Below are 21,645 nucleotides of genomic sequence, written 5' to 3' on the forward strand. Positions count from 1 at the left end.
GATATAGTGATGACATCAGCGAAACGGAAGGGCTGCGGAACATGAGCGAGATCGTGAACACCGGCTGGGACGTGCTGGACCTCTCCCACGAGGCGCTGCGCCGGGTCGTGCGCGGAGTCCCCGCGGACGCGTGGCACCTGCCGACCCCGTGCGCGAAGTGGGACGTGACCCAGGTGCTCCAGCACGCCGCCGGCGACCAGGTGGGCTTCGCGGCGTTCCTCACCGGCGAGCCTGGTCCCGCGGAGGACCCGTTCGCGCCCTCGGGCACCCTGGCCGAGGACCCGGAGGCGTACACGGAGTCGGCCCTGGGACGCTCGGCCGCGGCCTGGGCCGGCGTGGACCGCGACGCCGAGCAGGTGCCCGTGCCGGTACCGCCGAACACGATGGAGCCGTCGCTCGGGGCGGGCGCCTGCGCGCTGGACGCCGCCGTGCACGCGTGGGACATCGCCGTCGCGACCGGGCAGCCGTCGCCGCTGACCGCCGACATGGCGCGGGAGCTGCTGGAGGTGGCGCGGCGGATCGTCGAGCCGCTGCGCGCCTGGGGGGCGTACGCGGCGGTGCTGCCGGCGGCCGAGGGTGACGACGACGTGGCGGCGCTGCTGCGCCACCTGGGCCGCGACCCGCACTGGGCGCCTGCCGCCTGACACCGGCCGCGCGGAAGCCCCCAGGACGGCGTGCGGCCGTCCCAGGGGCTCAGGCGGTCCGGAAGCCGGTGATCTCGCGGTCACCGATCTTGGTGACCGGGTTGGAGTCGACGCCCCGGTACGAGACGACGGCGGCGGCGGCCACGGCCGGCGCCAGGTTGGCGATGGCCACGATCGCGGTGCCGAGCCTGCCGCCCAGGAACTCGACGGCGGGACGCAGCGCCGGATTGAGCCGCGCCGCCATTCCCAGGCCGGCGATGGCCGCCGCGATCGCGCCGGAGAAGATCAGCGCGGGCATGAAGATGCTGTCCATGTCGCGCACCGTCTGCGACAGCGCTTGAGCCAGCCGCCGGGTGCGCTCCGTGAGGTGGACCCCCGCGGCGAGGAACTCGACCAGCCTCGCGTCGGCGGCCTCCATCGCGGGCCCCGCCCAGGCCGCCGCGATGGCCTCGCGCACCGGGCCGGTGTCATGGCCGAACATCTCGCCGCACCGCTGGGCGATGTAGAACCAGCCGCTGACGGCGTAGTCGATGTCCTCGTCCGAGGGCACGACCACCGCCGACCAGGCCAGGCCCGCGGCGACGGCGCTCCAGGAGAACGCCCTGGCGGTGGCGATGTTCAGGCGGGTGCGCTCGGTGGCCTTCGCGAGCCGGCTGAGGAGTTCCCGCTCCGCCCGTTGGGCGGCGGCAGGGTCGTACCGCCGGATACCCGCTCCCATGTGGGAGATGGACCCGCGCGCTTCGGCCATACGCTTGTCGAGGTCGCCCTGGGCCAACGAGGTGGGCGCCAGGCCCAGGAAGCCCGCCGCCGTGATGCCCGCACCGCCGCCGATACCCTGCCAGGTGAACGGGTTGTACCGGGGATTGTCGTGGAGGTGCGGGTCGTCCACACTGCCGAGGGGACCGGGTCCCGGGGGCGGTGCGCTCCGGGCCTCCCGCATCGCCTCGAAGATCCGGCCCAGTCCCGCGGTCATCGCCTCGTTGCGGTCCTCCGCGCCGCCGTACTCATGTTGGGTCCGTTTCACTTTCTCGACCAGCCTGGAGCCCTCGATCTGGCCGCGGAAGAACTCCTCGCGCACCTCTTCCCAGATCTTCCCGTACTCGCGCCGGGCGTGTAACTCACCCGCGGCGCCGAGCGCCAGCGGCGACAGGGTCACCGTGTCCCCCTGGTACGCCAGGGCTTCCAGTGAGTCCGCCATGTCCGCCAGCATCGGTCCCACGTCGCCCAAGGACTGCCGCGTGTACTGGAACCCCTGCCCGTCACCCATTCGACCACCCGCCTCTTGTCATGATCGAAAACACGATAGCGCCCAGGGACAGCGCCGTCCGGCCCCTAGCGCTGGTCGAGCACGAACATGATGTGCTCGTCCTCGCCGTGCGTGACGGTGCCCTCGCGCCGGAACCCGCTCTTCTCCAGCAGCCGCACCGACCCGGTGTTGCCGCTGAACGGGTCGGCGTACAAGGGGCGGGCCTTCTCCTCGCGCAGGAACAGCGCCAGCGCCCGGGTGCCGACGCCCCTCCCCCAGAACGCGCGGCCGAACCAGTAGCCGACGAACCGCCGCTCGCCCTCCCACCAGGCGACGACGTTGCCCGCGACCTCGCCGTCCACGAGGACCGCCCGGACGAGGGCGGTGGGGTCGCCCAGGACCCGCGTCCGCCAGTGGGTCATGAACCTCTCGCGCTCCCGCGCCGGAAACCTGGAGCGCCGGGTCGCCTCCGGGTCCTGCTCCTGCTCGAAGAAGACCTCCAGGTCGGCCTCCGTCACGGCCCGCAGGCTCACGTCCACGGCCATGGCATCGCTCGTGCGGCCACTCGTGTCATCGCTCATGCCGGCCCAGCGTGCCATCCGTCACCGACAGAATCACCCCGGCCGGAGTCACCCCGGCCCGTGCAGGCCGACGGGGTTGCGCCTCTCCCACAGCTCCAGCGCCTTGCGCAGCTCCCGCTCCACGGCGGACGAGCGCGTGACGGCCAGGCTCTCGCCGAGCAGGCGGACCGGGGCGGGCCCGGCGATCCACCGGTCCACCTCCACGTACCACGCCCGCTCGGCCGCCGTCCGGACGGGCCAGTCGCGCATGAGACCCGCCATGTGCCGGGCCGCCGCCTCCTCGCCGGTCATCTCCTCCCACACGGCGAGGTACGGCAGCGGGTCCAGCCGGTAGCCGTCGCCGATGAGTTCGATCATCTCCGGGGCGCCGAGCTCGCGCGGGTAGGCGCTCAGCGTCACCTGCCACCACGCGCCGACGGCCGCCACGACGGCGTCCCTCTCGTCGTCCGGCCAGCCGGTCCAGGCCCGCGCCGTCCTGACGGCCAGGTCCGGCGCGACGAACCAGCCGTCCATCTCCTCGGTGACCAGCAGCTCCAGCAGGCGTGGCAGGTAGTGCTTGAAGTCGGCCTCGTCACCCCACGTCCCGTGGTTCCAGGCGTACGGTTCGAGGACCTCCGCGCCGAGGGAGCGCAGCGGTCCCGTGCGCGCGGCCCGCACCACGTCGGGGGAGACGCAGTGGTCGCAGACGACGGTGTGCTCCGGCAGCGGGTACCGGGCGAAGGTCTCGTACAGGTGGTCCAGCGCCGTGCGCGCGTGGGGGTCCGTGCTCACCTCACCGGATGGTAGACCGCCCGGGGCCGCGCCACGCGCACAGCGCGCCGGAATCACGAGATCGCTGAACGTGAGGAAGAGGAGCGGGGGCGCGGGCGGTCGCCTCCGGCCGCCCGCGCCCGTCCCTCGGCGGGTGCCGCGGGGTCAGCCCTGCACCACGGTGACCCGGGCGTGGATCTGCGAGGAGGCGCCCGTGCCGAACCTCGTGCCGTTCACGACCGCGCCGTACCCGGCCCCGCTTGCCCAGTCGAGGGTCATCACCCCGGGACGGGACGAGAAGTCGATGCTCCCGATCAGCTCGGTGAAGGCGCTGCTGCCGCCGATGCGCGAGGACCCGTTCGCGGCGAAGCTCACCCGGTTGCCGTCGATCCGGTAGCGGCCCCGCAGCGGGTACAGGTCGGTGCGGACGTCCGTGGTGGTGAAGGCGAAGGTGCCGTTCTCGAAGAACGTCAGGACGGCGTTGGCGACCCGGGCTCGGGCGCGGCTGCTCGGCGCCCCCTTGACCTGCTGGAACCGCAGGATCTGCCCACCCCGCAGCACCACCACCGCCCTCGCCGCCGCCGCTGATGTCGCCGCCGCTGATGATGTCGCCGCTGATGATGTCGCCGCCGAAGACGCCCCCGCGTACGCCGTCGCCGGTAACGCCCGCGCGTTCGCCGGGGCCGGCGCGACCGCCGGCCCGCCCAGTCCCGCGATCAGCGCCACCCCGGCCACGATCCGCCGCCCGCCCGGCCCGCGCCTCGGCGGCCTGCGGGTCCATGATGAAGCGGCGCGCCCGGTTCGCCCCGAGCCGCGCCTGCCGCGCCAGCCCGGGATCGACGTGCTGGCCGGCGGCGACATGGTCCACGATGGGCAGCAGGTGGTCGTGGATCTCCCGGTGGGTCAGCTCGCGATGCCGGGTGATCATGTGGAGGCGTTCCTGCTCGGCGAGCAGGCGCTCGGCCCGCCGGGTGGCCTCCTGGGCGCTCTGCGCCGCCCCGGCCAGCGTGCGCAGCTCCCGGCCGATCAGCACCGCGATGCCGTACCAGAGCACGAACCCGAGCAGGTCCGAGACCAGCTTCAGCGTGTAGTGCGGGTAGAGCGCGGCCACCCACGACACGCACAGCGCCACGAGCCCCGGCACGGCCCGCCCGGCGAACCCCAGCCCGAACCCCATCGCCGCCGGCGCCACCAGGCTGAACGGCAGGAACTCCGTCGTGATCACGTTACGGTCCGCCGGGAACGCGGCCCGCGTGCCGGCGAGCATGAGCACCACGCAGAACGCGAGGTCGCCCCAGACGAGCAGCGGGTCGCGCAGGTCGCCGGAGCGCCAGGCGCGGCGGAAGAACCACGTGGCCTCGGCCGTGGCCGCGGTGGCCGAGACGACGGACAGGGCCGGGTGCTGGAGGTGGTGCCAGCCGAGCAGCGGGATGTAGACGAACGGCGTCGTGCCCGCCCGGGTGTAGGCGATCATCCTGGCCATGCGCGCCTCGGTGTGGCGCCTCACCTGCTCCGCCACCGCACCCCCTCCCCCTGTCCCCTCCTTCCGACATCGCCCTCAGTGCGCTTTTGGTTACGGAAGATGGCGCGGCGGCGCCTTTTTCCCGCCATGCCATGACGAGTTGGGGTGCCTCGTCGGACACGCTCTGGAGACCTGAGCGCCACATCCTCCACTCGACATCTCGGAGACACCCGGAACTCAACAGCCGGTCATGCAGGATTGTCAGGTTCAGAGGCGGAACCGCTCCCCCGGACCCGAGGAGACTCATGAGCCGACGACCCGGTCTCGTCATCGTCACCGCGCTGACCGTCCTGGCCGCCGTCATCCCTCCGCCCGCCGCCTCGGCGGCGGGACCCGCCCCCGTGCCGTCCGTCGTCGCCCACCGCGGTGCCTCCGCGTACGCGCCCGAGAACACCATCGCCGCCTTCGAGCTGGCCGCCGAGCAGGGCGCCGACCTGTTCGAGCTCGACGTCCAGGAGACCCGCGACCACCGGCTCGTCCTCATGCACGACGACACGCTCGCCCGCACCACCGACGCCGAGAAGGTCTTCCCCGGGCGCGCCCCGTGGCCGGTGTCCGGCCTCTCCCTGGCCGAGATCCGCGAACTGGACGCCGGCTCCTGGTTCGACGGCGACTACGCGGACGAGCCGGTTCCCACGCTCGCCGAGACGCTGCGCGCGATGAGCGGCAGCGGGCTCGGGCTGCTGCTGGAGATCAAGTCGCCGCACCTGTACCCCGGCATCGAGTCCCGCGTGGCCGCCGAGCTGCGCCGCGCCCCGGCGTGGCTGGAGCCGGGGCGGCTGGTGGTGCAGTCGTTCGACTGGGACTCGATGCGCAGGTTCCACGCGCTGATGCCGGACGTGCCGATCGGGCTGCTCGGCAGGCCGTCCACGGGGCGGCTGGCCGAGGTGGCGGGGTTCGCCGACGAGATCAACCCGCCGTACCAGGACATCACGCCCCAGTACGTACGGCTCGTCCACGCGCGCGGCATGCGCGTGTTCGCCTGGACCGTGAACGACCCGGCGGTCATGCGCCGGATGCTCGGCCACGGCGTGGACGGGATCATCACCAACCGGCCGGACGTGCTGAGGGAGGTCGTCGGCGAGAACCTGCGCCGCGCCGCCTGAGAGGGCTCGTCAAGGCCCTCAGGCAGCACCGGTGACGCTCAGCCGACGCCGAAGGCCGCCAGCGTGATCCAGGTGGCGGCCACGCCCACCAGGGCTCCCACCGCCACCTGGCCCGCCGTGTGGTGCGCCAGCCGCACACGGGCCCAGCACACCAGCGCCACGACGGCCGCCCCCGCCAGCGCGGTGGGGACGGCCGGAAGGACGTGGGCCAGCACCACGACCGTGCCCGCCGACACGGCGGCGTGGAAGGAGATCTTCCAGCGCAGCGTGACGGGCACGGTCACGGCCAGGGCGACGAGCATGGCGGCCACGGTGGCCACGAGCAGGGTGGGCGCGCCCAGCGCGACGAGCAGCACGAGCGCGACGAGCACGGCCGCCACCGCCGACAGCAGCGGCCCGGTTCGGCGGGCCCGGTCGACGATGTGGTGCGAGTCCAGCCGCCCGGACCGGACCCCGAGCGCGATCACCAGGGCCGGCACGCCACCGCACAGGACGGAGGCCAGCAGGCCCCACAGGGCGCCGGCCCAGCCCTGGGCGATCAGGCCCACGACCGGAGGCATGGCGATCACCAGCACCTGCGGTGCCAGCAGGTCCGTCACCCTCCGCGCCACCTGGTCGGCCGTCATGCCAGCAAAGATTACGCGATCATGTGGGCCGTGGCCCGCCGCTGCCGGCGGTGTGGGAGGCGGTGTCCGGGTTCAGCGTGGCTGGGCGAAAGGTCAGGGCCGCGTGGGATATAAAGAACCGTGGCCGAGATCACCCTGAACGTCCGCCAGTTGCAGGCGTTCGCCGAGGTCGGCTACGAGGTCGCGGGAGGCGGCGGCGCGCATGCCGCGATGGCCGCGCTGCGCCGCGTGGTGCCGCTCGACGCGTACGAGTTCGTCGCGTTCGACCCCGCCACCGGGAGGCATCACAGCGTCGTCTCCGACGGCCACCACCGCATCGACGGCGACGCGGCCGAGGAGTACACCGGGCTCGACGCCTACCGCCGGGCCATGACCACGCGCGCCCCGGTGAGCATGCCCGAGCCCGGCACCGAGCGCTACTTCCGCCGTCACCTCGCCCCGTACGGCTGGACGGCCGGGCTGACCGCACCCCTGTTCCTGTCCGGGGGACGGTACACCGGCCTGCTGCACCTGGCCTCGCGCGACGCGTTCCCGGAGCTGGCCGAGCAGCTGGTCACGGCCGTCGCTCCGATGCTGGCGCACGTCACCGACCTGACGCGGTGCGTGATCGACCCGGTGGGGCTGCCGCCCGGGTTCAGCGCGGTGACGTTCGACCGGCTGGGCACGCGCCGCGACGTGCCGGGGTTCACCGCGTCGCCGGCGCTGACCGGGGAGCCCGGGCTGGCGGCGCTGGCCCGGGCGTTCATCGACGCCAGGGAGCTGAACCGGCACGGGCTGTGGCTCGGGCGCGACGGCCGCTGGCACGAGCTGCGGCTGCTGCGCGCCGGGGTCGGGTTCCAGGGGTCCATCCAGGGCGCGGTGGTCGCCGAACGGCCGTGCGCCCTGCCGTACGAGCTGACGGGGCGGGAGGTGGACGTGCTCACCCGTGTCGCGGCCGGCGACTCCAACCCGCAGATCGCCGCCGCGCTGGTGCTCAGCGTGCGGACGGTCACCACGCACCTGGAGCACATCTTCACCAAGCTGGGCTGCGACAGCCGCACCCGCCTCACCACCAAGGCCCTGGCCGAGGGTCTGTGCCGCCTGGACCTCTAGCCCCTTCGGTGTCAGGCGATCGACGAGGCGGGGGTGAGCTCGAACCAGACCGTCGTGGCCCCGTTGGCGCGGCTGAGGCCCCAGCGATGGCTGAGCGCCTCCAGCAGCGGCAGACCGCGCCCGTTCGTGGCGTGCGCGCTCTCCGGGTCGCGCCCGTCTCCCGTCGTACGGCAGGCGCAGGGCGGCTCGTCGGAGCCGGCGTCCGCCACCCAGACCCGCACCGCCGGCCCGGAGGCGCGCACCCCCACCGTGAACCAGCCGCCCGTCCCGGACCGGGAGTGCAGGATCGCGTTCGTGGCCAGCTCGCTGGTGAGGAGCGCGCAGTCGTCGTAGAGCGGGTGGTCGCGGCCCAGGACCGCCGCGACGAGCCGCCTCGTCCTGGACACCTGTGCCGGCACCCCGGGGAAGCGGACGAGCAGGTCCCGCGTGCCGGGCGGTCTCGTCGTGCCCGTTCCCTGGTCCGGGTGGAATCCCTGGTGGGCGTTGCGTGCGTGCGGCGGTGTCACTGCGGCCTCCCCCATTCCGGCGACGTCATAGGACGCGCCACCCCAAGCACTGAGATATCGCCAAAAGGTAGGAATGCCCTTTCCGTCGGTCGCCAGCGCGGCCCGTCCGGATGACCGAGTAGTCTGCGATCGACGCATCGACGAGGAGGAGTGCCCACGTGAGCAGCCTGGAGGCCGTCTGGGTGCAGCCGTACGCCCAGCCAGGGGCGGCGGTCGTCACCGGGGTGTTCGACATCCTGCACGTGGGTCACGTGCGCTACCTGGGAGAGGTCGCCGAGCGTGGGCTTCCCCTGGTCGTGGGCGTGGAGGACGACCCGCGGGTGCGCGCCTGGAAGGGGCCTAGCCGGCCGCTCAACCCGGCCGCCGAGCGGGCCGAGGTGATGGCCGCGCTGCGGTTCGTGGCGGGCGTGTTCATCGTGACGGGTCCGCCCGAGGCGCACGGCCCCGAGGACTACATCGACCTGCTCGCCCCCATGCGGCCCGGCGCGCTCGCGCACACCGCGGGCGACCCCCACGCGGGCGGCCGGCGCGCCGCCGCGGCACTGCTGGGCGCCGAGTGCTGGGAGCTGGAGGCCATCCCGGACCGCTCGACCACCCGAATCGTGAATGCGGCAGGCAAGGGCTGAGCGTCTTCCGGGCCACGGAGCACAGGAGGCCGCGGTCCGGAAGCGCGACAGGAGCCAGGCCCGGCCGGTGCCGGTCGCGGAGCCGGCGCGGCGCGTCTCGCGGTCCGCTTTCTGATTTCCCGGAACGAACGCGCGGCGCTTTTCCGGTCGGTGGCATTGAAGTTTTCGGCCATTGAACAACCGTCCCCAACGGCGTTTCCAGCCGATGCGTGATCTTTGTTGTCAAGGAAGGGTAACGGCCCCTTCCCTGGACCGGTATGGGGAACGTACATTCCCCGAGACGCCGTGTCGGGGAGGGCCCTGTGACCGAGGTGAGCGATCGCGCGCCGGAGCCGGCGGCGGCCCAGGAGCAGGAACGCCCGGCCCGGGTGCTCACCGGCCCCCTCTGGACGGGCGTGCGCGTCGTGGGCGCGGCGCTGTCGGTCTACTCGCTGATCGTCGTGTTCCGGCCGGTGGAGGCGCTGGAGCAGCGGATGACGTTCCTGGCGGTGGCGCTGCCGCTGGTGTTCCTGTGCTACCGGTCAGGGCGGCCGCGGCAGGTCCGGCAGGTCCGGGACGTCGGGGACGTCGGGGAGAAGGGCGAGCGGCCGACCGTGGCCGACTGGGCGCTCGCCGCGGCGTCCCTCGCCGTGCTCGTCTACCCGCTGCTCGGGATCGACGCCTTCCGCGACCGCGGCTCCGGCTCGGCCCTGACGACGCTCGACCTCGCGGCGGGCGTGGTGCTGACCGTGCTGCTGCTGGAGGCCGTACGGCGCACGGTCGGCTGGTCACTCACCATCATCTGCGCATTTTTCTTGATTTATGCCTATTTCGGGGCCTATTTGCCTATCAGCTGGCCGATCGGGCACCGCGGATTCGACATCTCCCAGATCGTGTCCCAGCTCTACACCGGCACCGAGGGATTCTTCGGCGTGCCCCTCCAGGTGGCCGCCAGCTACATCATCCTTTTCACCATCTACGGCGCGGTCCTCGACTTCTCCGGCGCCACCAGATTCTTCATCGACCTCAGCTTCGCCGCGTTCCGCCGCTCCCGCTCCGCCCCGGGCCGGACGGTCACCATGGCCGGCTTCCTGCTCGGCACGGTGTCCGGCTCCGGCGTGGCGACCACGGTGAGCCTGGGCAGCGTCGCCTGGCCGGTGCTCAGACGCGCCGGCTACCCGAGAGAGCCCGCCGGCGGCATCCTGGCGGCGGGCGGCATCGGCGCCATCCTGTCCCCGCCGACGCTCGGGGCGGCGGCGTTCATCATCGCCGAGCTGCTCCACGTCAGCTACCTGGAGGTGCTGCTCTACGCGACGATCCCGACACTGCTGTACTACCTGGGCATCTTCCTGGCCATCGAGGTCGACTCGCATCGCTTCGGCACACACGCCGTCGAGGTGGACGCGCCCAGCGCGGGCCGGCTGCTGCTGCGCTTCGGCTACCACTTCAGCTCGCTCGTCCTCATCATCGTGCTGATGGCGCTGGACCGGTCGGCCTTCCAGTCCGTCGTCATCGCCACCGCGATCGCGTTCGCGCTGTCGTTCCTGGACCCGGCGCACCGCATGGGGCCGCGCCGGGTCGGCGAGGCGCTGGCCAAGGGCACGCTGGAGGTGCTGCCGGTGACGGCGGTGTGCGCGGCGGCGGGCATCATCGTCGGCGTCATCACCCAGACCGGCCTGGGCCTGAACCTCAGCTCGATCATCGTGGACGTCGCCGCCGGCAACCTCCTGCTGACGACCGTCCTCGCGGCCGTGGCGGTCATGCTGCTGGGGCTGGCCGTGCCGGTCACCGCGAGCTTCATCATCGCCGCGGTGATCATCAAGCCGGCGCTCACGCAGCTCGGCGTCACGCCCGCCGAGGCGTACATGTTCGTCTTCTACTACGCGGTCCTGTCGGAGGTGAGCCCGCCCACCGCGCTGTCGGCCGTCGCGGCGGCGGCCATCACGGGCGGCAACACGTACAAGACGATGATGATGACCTGGCGCTACACGCTGCCGGCGTTCCTGGTGCCGTTCGCGTTCGTGCTCACGCCCAACGGCCAGGCGCTGCTCGGGCAGGGCCCGATCGGGACCGTGCTGCTGATGGCTGCCGTCTCGGCCGTGGCGGTGGCGGCGCTGGCCATGGCGACCGGCGGGCTGCCCGGCGTGCCGGAGCGGCTGCTCGCGGCGGTCGCCGCCGTACTGCTGCTCTTCCTCGAACCCGTCCCCATCGCCGCGGGCCTCGCCGTGCTGGCGGTCGCGGCGGCCGTCCACCTCATCAGGCGAAGGAGACACCGAACGTGAAGCGGATCATCGCGGTGCTCGCCGCGGCCGTCCTGGCCGCCGGCGCGGCCGGCTGCGGCGGCGGGGCGGGGGGCGGGCGGGGCAACCGGCTGTCGATCGCCACCGGCGGCACGACCGGCGTCTACTACGTGTACGGCGGGGGCCTGGCCAAGCAGCTCAGTGACGGCATCGCCGACACCCGGGCGACGGCCTCGGTCACCTCGGCCTCGGTCGAGAACATCAAGCTGCTGGCCACCGGCAAGGCCGACATCGGCTTCTCCCAGTCGGACACGGCCGCGGACGCGGTCAACGGCACGGGCTCGTTCACCGCGAAGCAGCCGATCAAGGCCATCGCTCGCATCTACGACAACTACGCGCACGTCGTGGTCGCCCCGGGCGTCAAGGCGGAGAAGGTGGCCGACCTCAAGGGCAAGCGCGTCTCCCTCGGCCCGCCGAACTCCGGCACCCAGGTCGTGGCCCGCCGCATGCTGGAGGCGGTCGGCCTCGCGCCCGACACCGACGTCAGCAAGCAGCAGCTCTCGATCAACGAGTCGGTGCAGGCGGTCAAGGACGGCACCATCGACGCGTTCTTCTGGGTCGGCGGCCTGCCCACGGCAGGCGTCGTGGACCTGGCCACCAGCCGGCCGGACATGAGGATGCTCGACACCTCCGACGCCCTGGCCGGCATGCGCTCCAAGTACGGCGAGGAGTACGTCGGCCTCGACATCGACCTGTCCGTCTACAAGCTGAAGGGCAGCATCAAGACGGTCGGCGTCGCCAACGTGCTGCTGGTGCCCGACTCCATGAGCGAGCAGCTCGCCTACGACATCACCAGAGTCCTGTTCGAGCGCAAGGCGCAGCTCGCGGCCGTCCACCCGGAGGCGAACAAGCTGGACCCGAAGCGGGGACAGCAGGTGGCGCCCGTGCAGCTGCACCCCGGGGCGGCCCGCTACTACAAGGAGAAGGCCTGACCCGCCGTAAAGGAGGAGGGCGGACCCGCCGCCTCCTCGCCCTGGCCGGCGCGCTGACGTGCGTGCTCGCGCTCGCCCCCGCCGGCGGGGCCGGGCGTCCGGCCGTCGGCGGGCTCGTGCTGCCGCCGTCGGGCGTCTTCGCCCTCGCGTACGTCCACTCGGTCTACCGGGCTCCGTCGGCGGAGGTGTTCACGGCGCGCGGCGGCCGGTTCACCATGCGGGCCGTGGTCTCGGCCAGTGGCGGGGTCCTCGACTACTACGCCCTGGAGGGGACGCGGGGCCGGACCCCGGAGGGCGACTGGGCGCTGCGGCTGGCCGTCCCCGCGACGTACGAGGAGCTGCCGGTCATCGCCACCCCGATCGGCCGCCGGACCCTCGTCGCCGGCGGGCGCTGCCTGCCGCTCTATCCCGCCTCGGGGGCCAGGGAGGTCCGGCTGACGGTACGGCTCGTCCTGGAGGACCGGGGAGAGCCGTGCCCGCCGCACTCATGGCTGGCCGCGTTCGGCGGACGCCTGCAGGCAGCCGATCCATCGGCGCTCACAACCAGTCCCTCTTCTTGAACGCGGCGTACAGCCCCACGGAGATCCCGGCGATCAGCACGGCCGACAGCCAGAAGCCCCACTCGGCCCCGTAGCCCGGATAGGGCACGTTCATGCCGTAGAAGCCGGTGATCAGGGTGGGCACGGCGATGATGGCGGCCCAGCCGGTGAGCCGCTTCATGATCTCGTTGAGGCGGAAGCCCTGCTGGGCCAGCCGGGTCTCGCGCAGGTTCGCGACCTGGTCACGGGTGGACTCCAGCCACTCGTCGACGCGGATCACGTGGTCGTAGACGTCCTCGTAGTACGGGGCCATGGGGGTGCCGGCGACCAGGCCCTGGTTGCGCCGCAGCAGGGTGCCCAGCACCTCCCGCATGGGCATGGCGATCTTGCGGAACCGGGCCACGTTGCGGCGCAGCTCGTAGATGGCGCGCTGGAGCGCGCGGCCGTCGATCGGCGGGCTCTCGTCGAAGAGCTGCTCCTCCAGGTCCTCGACGCGCCCGTCGATGTCCTCCACGTAGTCGAGGTGACCGTCGACCACGTAGTCGAGCAGCCCGTGAAGGAGGAACGAAACGCCGTTCCCGCCGAGGGTGCCGTTGGTGGCGTCCCAGCGCCTCATCACCTCCCGGATGTCGAAGCGCTCGTTCTCGCGGATCGTGACGAGCGCGTTCGCCGTGACGAAGACGTCCACCTCGACCGGGTCGATCCGCCCGTCGTCGACATGGACCCCGTAGACGGTGATGAACAGGTGCTTGTCGTAGATGTCCACCTTGGGGCGCTGGTGGCCGGAGACGACGTCCTCGACGGCCAGCTCGTGCAGGCCCAGCTCCTCCTCCAGGACGCCCAGCTCGTCCCGCGTCGGGGAGCACAGGTCGAACCAGACCGTGTTGACCGGGTCGCGGACGTAGTCGGAGACGTCCTCGACGGGAAACCCTTCCTTTTCGAGGACACCGTTGCGGTACAGGCGTGTGTGCACCTAAAGGAGTCTCGCAAAGCGGGTGGCGTTCCGCACCGCCGCGCCCCCCGGATCGTTGTTGAAGTAGACGTAGGCGTCCTGCCAGCCCGCGTCCCGGACGCGGCCCGCCCAGGTGCGCAACGACGTGTCGCCGTACGAGGGCCGGGGCGTGGCGCGCCCCTCGTGCAGCCGCACGTACCCCCAGGGGGCCGTCCGCCAGAGCGGCGCCACCGGCCGGCCGAGGCGGTCGGCCCAGCACAGCGCGGCGCCGCGCGCCTGGAGGAGGTCGCGGACCTCGGGGGTCCACCACGACTCGTGCCGGCACTCGACGGCGACGCGCACCCCGCCGGGGAAGCAGGCCAGGCAGTGGTCGAGGCGCTCGGGGTCGGCCTTGAGCGTCGGCGGGAGCTGGAGGAGGACCGGGCCGAGCTTCTCCTTGAGCTGGGAGGCCGCGGTCATGAGCCGCTGCACCGGCTCCTCCGGGTCGGCGAGCCGCTTGATGTGGGTGAGGAACCTGCTCGCCTTGACCGCCATCACGAACCCGTCGGGAGTGCGCTCCCGCCAGCCGGCGAACGACTCCGGCGAGGGCAGGCGGTAGAAGGCGTTGTTGCTCTCGACGGTGCGGAACGTCTCGGCGTACGTCTCCAGCCACAGGCGCTGCGGCACCCCGTCGGGATACAGGACGCCGCGCCAGTCCTTGTACTGCCACCCCGAGGTGCCGACCCAGGTCGTCATGAGCTGCGCCTACCCCGCGCGACGGCGAATACCCGGCTGTGGTTGCACTACTGTCACTGAACGCGGTGGCGGAAAAAGCCGGGCGGCGAGAAGAGCCGGGCGGCGGCAGGAGACAGGGGTGCGGATGGGCGCCGGGCACGGGCACGGGCATCACCACGGCGAGAGCCTTCCCGCTTCGCGGCGGGCGGTGGTGGCGACGCTGGGCGTGCTGGTGCCGCTCGCGGTGGCGACGCTCGTCATGCTGGTCTGGCTGTGGCCGTCCGGGCGGAGCGCGGAGCCCGTGGGAGCGGGCTTCGACCAGCTCGGCGGCACGGTGACGGCCGTCCTGCCCGGGAAGTGCGCGCGGGTGCCGGACGGCGCGGCGCCGCCGGACCCGGCGACCTGCGGCCACGCCACCGTACGCGTCGACGAGGGCCCCGACCTGGGGCGGGAGGTGAAGCTGGCGCTGCCCACGGGGCCGGGGACGCAGCCGTTCGCCGCGGGTGACGACGTCGTGCTCATCCGCGTCAGCGGCGGTGAGGAGCCGGACGACGAGCCCGGCTACCAGCTCTCCGACCACGACCGTACGGACGCGCTATGGCTGTCGGCGGTGGCGTTCGCGCTCGCGGTGATCGCGTTCGGCCGCTGGCGCGGGGTGACGGCCCTGGTGGGGCTGGCGATCACGTTCGTGCTGCTGCTGGCGTTCGTGATCCCCGGCATCCTGGCGGGCGAGCCGCCCATGCTGGTCGCCATCGTGGGCGCGGCGGCGATCATGCTGACCGTGCTGTTCCTGACGCACGGGTTCACGCTGACGACGTCCATGGCCGTCCTAGGAACACTGGCCAGCCTCACGGTGACGGGCCTGCTCGCGTACGGGGCGATCGGGTTCGCCCGGCTGAGCGGCGTCACCGACGACAGCTCGTTCATGCTCGGCTTCAGCACGAGGATCGACACGCAGGGGCTGCTGCTGGCCAGCGTCATCATCGGCGCGCTCGGCGTGCTGGACGACGTGACGGTCACACAGGCGGTCACGGTCACCGAACTGGCCGCCGCCAACCCGTCGTACGGCTGGCGCCGCCTCTACCGGGCCGCCGGCCGGGTCGGGCGCGCCCACATCGCCTCGGTGATCAACACGATCATCCTGGCGTACGCGGGGGCGTCGCTGCCGCTGCTGCTGCTGTTCAGCGTGGGCGCGCAGCCGCTGGGAGAGGTGCTGGGGACGCCCGTCATCGCCCAGGAGATCATCCGGAGCGTCGTCGGCACGCTCGGGCTCATCTCGGCCGTGCCGATCACCACGGCCCTGTCCGCGCTGGTGGCCTCCCGGCGCGGCGCGTTCCCGGGTGGGACGGCTCAGCCGACGGCGCTGCTGCCCTCGACGCCCAGCTTGCGGCGCGCCCGCTCGTAGAACGTGGTGCCCAGCCGCACGACGTTGGCCGCGCCGGGCACCGCGACGATCGACACCTGGTCGCCCGGGCACAGGTGGGCGTGCACCGTGCCGTCCACCTCGACGGCCACGCGCCCGCTGGTCGGCAGGACCTCCAGCGTGACCTCCTCGTCGGCGGGCAGCACCAGGGCACGGTTGAACACCGAGTGGGCCGCCGCCGGCACCACCAGCACCGCCTCGACCCGCGGGGACACGATGGGCCCGCCGGCGGAGAAGCTGTAGGCGGTGGACCCGGTGGAGGTGGCCACGATCACCGCGTCGGCGGCGTAGCGGACGAACGGGTCGCCGGCCGGGGTGACGCTCACGGCCGCCAGGCCCTCGCCGGGGATGCGGGCCAGCGCGATGTCGTTGAACGCGGTGACCTCCTCCTCCCCCAGCTTGGCCCGGATGGCCATGCGCGGCTCGACGGCGTAGGCGTGGCCGTCGATGGCCGACAGGGTGGCGGGCAGGTCACGCACGTCGATCTCGGCCAGGAAGCCGAGCCGGCCCAGGTTGACCCCCAGGACCGGGGTGGGGCGGCCGGCGATGAGCCGCATCGTGCGCAGCATGGTGCCGTCGCCGCCCAGGCTGACCAGCAGGTCGGCCCGCTCGACGAGGGCTTCGGCGTCGACGGCCACGGCGCTGCAGTCGATCCGGCCCACCTCCTCGGGGAGGCCGAGCACCGTGACACGGCGCTCGTCGGCCCAGCGCAGGATGTCGCCGATCGCCTCCTCCGAGTCGCGTCGCGGGTGCAGCACGAGCCCGACCGTTCCGACCATTCCCATGGAAACCACCCTAGACGCCCCCACTCCAGGTCCGTCCACGTGCGCCCCGCGGACCCGCGCCCGCCGGAGACTCCGCCGCGCGGCGCGCATCCCGTTTCGCCGGGCGCGGAAACCGCAATCGCCGGGGCTCCGGCGCTGCCGTGCCGCTCCGGCGGGGGAGGAATTCACGAGTGAAGCAGGAACGCCATCCCCGGTCCCAGCCGCCCCCGGCACGCGGGACCCCCCACTCCCCCTCCCCGGCCGGCGGGCACGCCGGCCCGCCGAGCGGGGTGCGCCACTCCCTGCGCGCCTTCCGGCACCGCGACTTCACGATCTTCTGGTGCGGTGCCCTCGTCTCCAGCACCGGGAGCTGGCTGAGCAACCTCGCCGTGCCGTACGTGCTGTACCAGATCACCGGCAGCGCCTTCTGGGTCGGGCTGGTGAGCGTGGCGCAGTTCGTGCCGAGCGTGTTCCTGGCGCCGGCGGGCGGGACGCTGGCCGACCGGCGCTCCCGCAAGCGGATCCTGCTGGCCACGCAGTCGGGCATGGCGGTCTCGGCGCTGCTGCTGTGGGCGGTGTGGACGTCCGGCCAGCGGGACCCGGCGGTCATGCTGGTGCTGGTGGGCGTCGGCGGGGTCTTCGCCGGGTTCAACATGCCGACGTGGCAGTCGTTCGTCAGCGACCTGGTGCCGCGCGGTGACCTGCACTCCGCGGTGACGCTGAACAGCCTGCAGTTCAACACCGCCCGCTCGCTCGGCCCGGCGATCGCCGGGCTGCTGCTGGCCGTGCTGGGGCCCTCGTGGACGTTCCTGCTGAACGCCGTGTCGTTCCTGTTCGTGCTCGCGGCCCTGGCGGCGATCCACCCGCGCGCCGGGCGGCCCCAGCAGGCGGCGCCGGCGGGCATGACCCGGCAGTTCCTGGCGGCGCTGCGCTACATCCGGCGCCAGCCGGGGATCGTCATGTCGCTGGTGGTGTCCGTGCTGGTGGGGATGCTCGGACACCCGATCTTCCAGTTCACGGTGGTCTTCGCGGAGAGCGTCTTCCGGGCCGGGCCGGTCGGGCTGGGACTGCTCAACGCGGCGCTCGGGCTGGGCGCGGTCGTGGCGGCGCCGCTGGTCTCCGGCTGGCACCACAAGCTCCGCCTCGGGCCGGTGGTCCGCTGGGGGCTGATGCTGTACGGGCTCTCCATGATCGGCTTCGCGGCGGCGCCCGGGTACGCCTGGGGGGTGGTGGCGCTGATCGTCGTGGGGGGCTCCTTCCTGGCGGTCATCTCTTCGGTGAACACCTCGATCCAGGTCATCGTGGCCGACGGCATGCGCGGGCGGGTGATGGCGTGCCGGATCGCGTCTTACACGGCGTCGCTGCCGGTGGGCGGGCTGCTCCAGGGGCTCGCGGCCGACTGGCTGGGGCCGCGCTGGACGGTGTGCGGGGCGGGGGCGCTGCTGGCCGTCGCGGCGGTGACGCTGATGCGCCCGCGCGGCCGGGCCCGGCTGAACCGGCTCGATGACCCGCACGACGACACCCACCTGTGCGCCGCCACCGCGACCTGACCGGTGACCGCTCCGCTATATGCACGTAAATGGCCGCATAAAGCATGAAATATCTCAAGTCAGCGTCAAAGCGATCGATGCCGAGTTTGTTCGCTCAGCACGGGCGGCCGTTCACGAGGGCCGTCGCGATATCCGAAACGGCCGCAGCAAGCTTTCCCCGATGGCATCCCGCTTGCGTTCAGGGAGGCGTCCGGCCGCCGTTCCCGAAGGAGCCCCGCTCCCTTTGCCGGACGCGTCCGGGCTCCTTTTGCCGGACGCGCCACGAGCGCATTCGTATCACCAGCCGCCCGCAACGACGACGGCGGACGTACGCACGGACCGGCGATTCGCCCGCCCGGCCGGGCCGCACACCCGCCACCTGGGCGAGTCCTCACCTGGCCGCTCTTCAAACGCGCGGGGCGGGATAATTTACGCGGCCCGTGGAATTCTTTGGCCACCGGCGGGCGCCGCGAGCCTGCCTCCCTGCCGGTTGGACATATCAGATATTTCAAGCCATGTAGTGATATATCCGGAAATAAGGCTTTGCTTCTTGCCGGGAGACTCCGCCAATCACCGCCCATAACCTGAGTTCAGTGCGCCGCATCCGGCGTATCCCGGGAGAAACCGAATTCGACGCTCCAGCCAGACCGCCCCGCACATCCGGCGGGCGGCCCTCATCTCAGGGAGTGATCTCTGATGCTCAAGCGTCTCATCATCACCGCCGCTCTGGCGGGTTCCACGCTCGTCGTCGGCGGCGCGGCCACCGCAGAGGCCGCCACCGCCGCCCCCACGTGCGCGACGCCCATGTCGCAGCACGTCACTACCGCCAACTCGGCCAGCAGGTGCCGGTGGCGCTCCTGGAAGGGCCGCAAGTGCTGGTTCTGCTGGCGGCACGGCGCCTGGGAACTCCAGTGGTGCCGCGGCCGCGGCGGCGGCGGCGGAGGCGGTGGCTGGGGCCACGGCGACGGCAACTGGAACCACGGAGGCAACTGGAACCACGGGGGCGGCAACTGGGGCCACGGCGGCGGCAACTGGAACCACTGACCGTAGCTGACGGGTTGCCACCCCGCGAGACGCGCTCTCGCGGGGTGGCAACCCTCCCGCGCCTCTCCACGACGTCACCGGGCGGCGCCCGCGGTTCTCGTGCTCCCCGCGGGCCACGCCTGGTCAGCCTGTGGTCTCGTCCTGACCTGAGCGGTGTCGTCTCCGGACGATCAGGAAAGAGGCCGCTGCGAGCGCGGACAGCACGGCGCCGGTGACGATCGCCGCCACAGGGAGATAGCCGTCCATGGTCGCGGCGACCGCTTCGGCCGTCCCCGCGGCGGACGGGAACCGGATGTCCGCTGCGGCGGTGCCTTCGGTCAGACCGCTTTCCAGATGGATACGGGCGTGCCACGGGCCGTCGGGCACCTGTTCGGTGAGGTACGTGATGACCGATCCGGTATCACCGGGCGCGAGTGTCGTGCCCGTCTCGACGTTGTAGGGGCCGGCGCTCAGGCCGCCGCTGGTGAGTCTCAGCTCCCCGCTCAGGTCCAGCGCACGGCCTCCGGTGTTACGCACCTGGGCCAGGACGGCCTGCCGCCCGTCCGCTGACCGTTGGGCCGTCAGCGAGTCGATGGTGAAGCCCGCGGCGGGCGCGTTGTCGCCGCCGACGGACAGGTAGACCCGGACGCCGACGCGGTTGATCTCCCGCAGGCCCCCTCCGGGAGGCGGGTCGTCCGACACCTCCGCCCAGATCATCGCGTAGCGCTCGCCGGGGGCGGCGTTCTTCGGCACGTCGATGGTCGCGGTGACCATCGAGTGCGCTTGCGGGGCCAGGGTCACCTCGTCCCGGCTCATGCTGGTCCAGGTGGACAGCTCGTTGGCGGTGCGGCCGGGAGCGAACCGGAATGCCCGGTCGCGGATCTCCCCGGCGGCCGGGTAGAGCGCCACACGCTGGGGCGAGTCGGTCGTGTTGACGATCTCGACCCGCCGGTGGATGACCGAGCCCGGCTTGAGGTGGTCGACGATGTAGCTCCGGGCTCGCGAGTCGGCTCGCGCCTGGATCGGCGCGTCGACCAGGCGGATCCCGATGCCGTTCCCGCGCTGGCCGGCCGCTGCGGAGGCCGGCCAGCGCAGCATGCCGGTGGCCGGGGTGAGGACCCCGGCCACCAGCAGCCAGGCAAGGAGGTTGTGAAGGCGCACGGCTGTCGCTGTCCCGGTGCCGGTCAGCCGACCGAGTGGGTGACGGTGCCGGTGTAGATGCCGGCGACCGTCCCGTCCGGAATGGTGATGTCGAGCGTCGGATTCCAGGTGGCGGTGTTGTCGCCGACGAGGTCGGTTCCGGTGAAGGCGACGCGCGGCACGTTGATGACGCCGCCAGGTCCGGGCGTGAAGGTGCCTGTTCCCGTGTGGGTGCCCGAGCCCGGAGAGTAGTCGACGTTGACGTTGGGGATCGTCTCGGGCGGGGTGGCCCCACCGGTGGTGAAGTCGGTGCTGAGGGCGGTGGCGGTCCAGGAGCCGTTAAGGACACCGCGGTGGTCGGTCACCGTGACGGGACCCATCGGCCCGGAGATGCTGGTGGTGCCGGACGACACCGAGCCGAGGTTCGCCGAGTCGGGGGCGTCGATCGTGAGAGCGCCACTGGTGATCGTGAAGGTGACGATGGTGTCGTCGGCCACGGCCGGCAGGGCGGTCACCGCCACGAGGCCAAGGCCGATGGCTGCAGCGGCCACGGCAATCGGTTTGCGCATTGTTGCTCCGATGTTCAAGCGAGGATGTGAGAGGCGCGAGGACAGCAGCTCTCACCGGCAGTCCCGAAAGTTCAAGGAAACCGACATGTCGCCACGTCTCGCACTTGAAATATAACTGTGCGTAGTCAATTGGTGATCAAATGCGCGTCCGGGGCGTGCGGTGAAAAAGTATGGAGCTCGATCTCGACGGCACTCCCCGCGGAGCCCGATACCGACGTCGCCGCCGCCCTCACCGTCCTGGCAACGCGGCGCAGAGCACCGTCAACCGGGTGATGTACGGCGACCGCCACGACCCGGAGGGGGCGCTGACCCGCCTCGGGACACGGCTGCAGGCGGTGCTGCTACCGGCCGAGAAGCCACCGGCGATCGTGGAGACCGTGGCCCGGTCGTCACGCGTGCCGTACGTGGCGATCGACCTGGTGGACGGCGCGGGCGAGCGCCACTCGGCGGCCCGGCTGAGCCCGCGCCGCCGGCCTGCCCGGCCGATCGAGCTTCGTCGGCAACGTGATCGAGCTGCTGATCGTCATCGCCGTCCTCGTCGTCGCCGCGCCGATCGTGCTGGAGATCATCCCCCGCGTCGGCTGCTGAGGCTTCTGAGACTTCTGAGGCTTCTGAGGCTTCTGAGACGACAAGGGAAGCGGAGCACGGCGCTGAAGCGTCGGCGGTGCTGAGAACTCTTCGGGACGCTCACGCATCGATCATCCTGTCGCGGGAGGCGTCACCCAGTCGATCACGATGGTGCGTCGGACGCCGGCGTCCAGCATGGCTTGACTCTTGTGCTGGCCGTTGACGTATGAGGAGCGTCGATCCCAGCCCCCGCGAGGAGCGCAGACGCGATGTCAGTCTCCGCCGTGGTACCAGCAGCACTGGCGTGCCTGGCGGCAGGGAGCGGGCTGGCGCAGGACTCTCCCCAGCTGATCCCTGTGGGGGCATGCAGGTCTTGGCCGGAACGGCTCCGGGCGGGGAAGCCGCATCGTCCAGAGGGTGCGGCAGCGGGGTTCAAGCTCCGGTCCCGCCGGGTGCCTTGGTGATGCAGCCGTTCACGGCCAGGTCCTCCAGCAGCAGGCCGACCCCAAACGTCG

22 protein-coding genes are annotated in these 21,645 nt (G+C 72.2%); 10 read left to right on the forward strand and 12 right to left on the reverse strand.

The features are described 5' to 3' along the window. Positions 1–41: 41 nt before the first annotated feature. Positions 42–644, forward strand: a complete 603-nt coding sequence (locus AB0H64_RS01805; RefSeq protein WP_357618884.1) for a TIGR03086 family metal-binding protein — start codon at positions 42–44, stop codon at positions 642–644. 49 nt (positions 645–693) lie between these two features. Here AB0H64_RS01805 and AB0H64_RS01810 read toward each other — a convergent pair whose 3' ends face one another. The 4 genes from AB0H64_RS01810 to AB0H64_RS01825 form a co-directional block, all read right to left on the reverse strand. Further along, positions 694–1,842, reverse strand: coding sequence for a hypothetical protein (locus AB0H64_RS01810; RefSeq protein WP_357618888.1), 1,149 nt, complete (start codon positions 1,840–1,842; stop codon positions 694–696). A gap of 134 nt (positions 1,843–1,976) precedes the next feature. Then, positions 1,977–2,471 carry a GNAT family N-acetyltransferase gene (locus AB0H64_RS01815; RefSeq protein ID WP_357618890.1) on the reverse strand — a complete coding sequence of 165 codons (495 nt, stop codon included), beginning with the start codon at positions 2,469–2,471 and terminating at the stop codon, positions 1,977–1,979. 48 nt (positions 2,472–2,519) lie between these two features. Then, complete coding sequence (locus AB0H64_RS01820) at positions 2,520–3,242, reverse strand: hypothetical protein (protein ID WP_357618892.1); 723 nt, start codon at positions 3,240–3,242, stop codon at positions 2,520–2,522. Position 3,243: 1 nt separating this feature from the next. Then, entirely contained in the window at positions 3,244–4,740 is a 1,497-nt protein-coding gene (locus AB0H64_RS01825; RefSeq protein WP_357618894.1) for a hypothetical protein, read from the reverse strand. 248 nt (positions 4,741–4,988) lie between these two features. Here AB0H64_RS01825 and AB0H64_RS01830 point away from each other — a divergent pair, with 248 nt between their 5' ends. Further along, positions 4,989–5,849 carry a glycerophosphodiester phosphodiesterase family protein gene (locus AB0H64_RS01830; RefSeq protein ID WP_357618895.1) on the forward strand — a complete coding sequence of 287 codons (861 nt, stop codon included), beginning with the start codon at positions 4,989–4,991 and terminating at the stop codon, positions 5,847–5,849. Positions 5,850–5,887: 38 nt separating this feature from the next. On the opposite strand, the gene AB0H64_RS01835 is transcribed toward AB0H64_RS01830, so the two are convergent. Further along, on the reverse strand, positions 5,888–6,475 hold the full coding sequence (locus AB0H64_RS01835) for a hypothetical protein (protein WP_357618898.1): 588 nt from the start codon (positions 6,473–6,475) through the stop codon (positions 5,888–5,890). Between the two features lie 120 nt (positions 6,476–6,595). Here AB0H64_RS01835 and AB0H64_RS01840 point away from each other — a divergent pair, with 120 nt between their 5' ends. Next, positions 6,596–7,567, forward strand: a complete 972-nt coding sequence (locus tag AB0H64_RS01840) for a LuxR C-terminal-related transcriptional regulator (protein ID WP_357618901.1) — start codon at positions 6,596–6,598, stop codon at positions 7,565–7,567. Positions 7,568–7,578: 11 nt separating this feature from the next. Here AB0H64_RS01840 and AB0H64_RS01845 read toward each other — a convergent pair whose 3' ends face one another. After that, on the reverse strand, positions 7,579–8,073 hold the full coding sequence (locus tag AB0H64_RS01845; protein ID WP_357618904.1) for an ATP-binding protein: 495 nt from the start codon (positions 8,071–8,073) through the stop codon (positions 7,579–7,581). Positions 8,074–8,231: 158 nt separating this feature from the next. Here AB0H64_RS01845 and AB0H64_RS01850 point away from each other — a divergent pair, with 158 nt between their 5' ends. The 4 genes from AB0H64_RS01850 to AB0H64_RS01865 all read left to right on the forward strand — a co-directional run bounded on the left by AB0H64_RS01850 (position 8,232) and on the right by AB0H64_RS01865 (position 12,470). Then, the gene (locus tag AB0H64_RS01850; RefSeq protein WP_310713983.1) at positions 8,232–8,699 is read left to right on the forward strand and encodes an adenylyltransferase/cytidyltransferase family protein; all 468 of its coding nucleotides are present in this window, start codon (positions 8,232–8,234) and stop codon (positions 8,697–8,699) included. Between the two features lie 302 nt (positions 8,700–9,001). Then, positions 9,002–10,960: a TRAP transporter fused permease subunit gene (locus AB0H64_RS01855; RefSeq protein ID WP_357618907.1), complete on the forward strand. Its 1,959-nt coding sequence runs from the start codon at positions 9,002–9,004 to the stop codon at positions 10,958–10,960. After that, the gene (locus tag AB0H64_RS01860; RefSeq protein WP_357618910.1) at positions 10,957–11,910 is read left to right on the forward strand and encodes a TAXI family TRAP transporter solute-binding subunit; all 954 of its coding nucleotides are present in this window, start codon (positions 10,957–10,959) and stop codon (positions 11,908–11,910) included. The genes AB0H64_RS01855 and AB0H64_RS01860 overlap by 4 nt, the downstream gene beginning before the upstream one ends. A gap of 62 nt (positions 11,911–11,972) precedes the next feature. Next, positions 11,973–12,470: a DUF1850 domain-containing protein gene (locus AB0H64_RS01865; RefSeq protein ID WP_357618913.1), complete on the forward strand. Its 498-nt coding sequence runs from the start codon at positions 11,973–11,975 to the stop codon at positions 12,468–12,470. On the opposite strand, the gene AB0H64_RS01870 is transcribed toward AB0H64_RS01865, so the two are convergent. Both AB0H64_RS01870 and AB0H64_RS01875 read right to left on the reverse strand, forming a co-directional pair. Continuing rightward, entirely contained in the window at positions 12,448–13,422 is a 975-nt protein-coding gene (locus tag AB0H64_RS01870) for a magnesium transporter CorA family protein (protein WP_357618916.1), read from the reverse strand. The two genes, AB0H64_RS01865 and AB0H64_RS01870, sit on opposite strands and share 23 nt — an antisense overlap. Next, entirely contained in the window at positions 13,423–14,136 is a 714-nt protein-coding gene (locus AB0H64_RS01875) for a DUF72 domain-containing protein (RefSeq protein WP_357618919.1), read from the reverse strand. It abuts the gene before it with no gap. 124 nt (positions 14,137–14,260) lie between these two features. On the opposite strand from AB0H64_RS01875, the gene AB0H64_RS01880 reads away from it, so the two are divergent. Beyond that, positions 14,261–15,520 (forward strand): YibE/F family protein, encoded by a 1,260-nt coding sequence (locus AB0H64_RS01880; protein ID WP_357619696.1) that lies wholly within the window; start codon positions 14,261–14,263, stop codon positions 15,518–15,520. Here the strand turns inward: AB0H64_RS01880 and AB0H64_RS01885 are convergent. After that, positions 15,466–16,323, reverse strand: coding sequence for an NAD(+)/NADH kinase (locus AB0H64_RS01885; protein ID WP_357618922.1), 858 nt, complete (start codon positions 16,321–16,323; stop codon positions 15,466–15,468). The two genes, AB0H64_RS01880 and AB0H64_RS01885, sit on opposite strands and share 55 nt — an antisense overlap. Positions 16,324–16,493: 170 nt before the next feature. Here AB0H64_RS01885 and AB0H64_RS01890 point away from each other — a divergent pair, with 170 nt between their 5' ends. Together AB0H64_RS01890 and AB0H64_RS01895 are read left to right on the forward strand one after the other, a co-directional pair. Then, a complete protein-coding gene (locus AB0H64_RS01890) occupies positions 16,494–17,852 on the forward strand; it encodes an MFS transporter (protein ID WP_357618924.1) in 1,359 nt (452 codons plus the stop codon). Between the two features lie 675 nt (positions 17,853–18,527). After that, complete coding sequence (locus AB0H64_RS01895) at positions 18,528–18,875, forward strand: hypothetical protein (protein WP_357618927.1); 348 nt, start codon at positions 18,528–18,530, stop codon at positions 18,873–18,875. A 123-nt stretch (positions 18,876–18,998) separates the two neighbouring features. Here the strand turns inward: AB0H64_RS01895 and AB0H64_RS01900 are convergent, their stop codons facing one another. The 3 genes from AB0H64_RS01900 to AB0H64_RS01910 all read right to left on the reverse strand — a co-directional run bounded on the left by AB0H64_RS01900 (position 18,999) and on the right by AB0H64_RS01910 (position 21,132). After that, positions 18,999–20,015 (reverse strand): peptidase, encoded by a 1,017-nt coding sequence (locus AB0H64_RS01900; RefSeq protein ID WP_357618929.1) that lies wholly within the window; start codon positions 20,013–20,015, stop codon positions 18,999–19,001. Between the two features lie 23 nt (positions 20,016–20,038). Further along, on the reverse strand, positions 20,039–20,563 hold the full coding sequence (locus tag AB0H64_RS01905; RefSeq protein WP_357618932.1) for a hypothetical protein: 525 nt from the start codon (positions 20,561–20,563) through the stop codon (positions 20,039–20,041). A 389-nt stretch (positions 20,564–20,952) separates the two neighbouring features. Continuing rightward, the gene (locus AB0H64_RS01910; RefSeq protein WP_357618935.1) at positions 20,953–21,132 is read right to left on the reverse strand and encodes a hypothetical protein; all 180 of its coding nucleotides are present in this window, start codon (positions 21,130–21,132) and stop codon (positions 20,953–20,955) included. Between the last annotated feature and the right edge of the window lie 513 nt (positions 21,133–21,645).

This window comes from Nonomuraea sp. NPDC050733 (assembly GCF_040654215.1).
Lineage (GTDB): Bacteria > Actinomycetota > Actinomycetes > Streptosporangiales > Streptosporangiaceae > Nonomuraea.

Bases quoted from the DNA above. Each gene is read 5' to 3' on its own strand.
- AB0H64_RS01885 (WP_357618922.1), bottom strand. From the start codon at position 16,323: ATGGGAATGGTCGGAACGGTCGGGCTCGTGCTGCACCCGCGACGCGAC.
- AB0H64_RS01880 (WP_357619696.1), top strand. From the start codon at position 14,261: ATGGGCGCCGGGCACGGGCACGGGCATCACCACGGCGAGAGCCTTCCC.
- AB0H64_RS01910 (WP_357618935.1), bottom strand. From the start codon at position 21,132: ATGATCTCCAGCACGATCGGCGCGGCGACGACGAGGACGGCGATGACG.
- AB0H64_RS01875 (WP_357618919.1), bottom strand. From the start codon at position 14,136: ATGACGACCTGGGTCGGCACCTCGGGGTGGCAGTACAAGGACTGGCGC.
- AB0H64_RS01830 (WP_357618895.1), top strand. From the start codon at position 4,989: ATGAGCCGACGACCCGGTCTCGTCATCGTCACCGCGCTGACCGTCCTG.
- AB0H64_RS01895 (WP_357618927.1), top strand. From the start codon at position 18,528: ATGCTCAAGCGTCTCATCATCACCGCCGCTCTGGCGGGTTCCACGCTC.
- AB0H64_RS01805 (WP_357618884.1), top strand. From the start codon at position 42: ATGAGCGAGATCGTGAACACCGGCTGGGACGTGCTGGACCTCTCCCAC.
- AB0H64_RS01815 (WP_357618890.1), bottom strand. From the start codon at position 2,471: ATGAGCGATGACACGAGTGGCCGCACGAGCGATGCCATGGCCGTGGAC.
- AB0H64_RS01810 (WP_357618888.1), bottom strand. From the start codon at position 1,842: ATGGCGGACTCACTGGAAGCCCTGGCGTACCAGGGGGACACGGTGACC.
- AB0H64_RS01905 (WP_357618932.1), bottom strand. From the start codon at position 20,563: ATGCGCAAACCGATTGCCGTGGCCGCTGCAGCCATCGGCCTTGGCCTC.
- AB0H64_RS01835 (WP_357618898.1), bottom strand. From the start codon at position 6,475: ATGACGGCCGACCAGGTGGCGCGGAGGGTGACGGACCTGCTGGCACCG.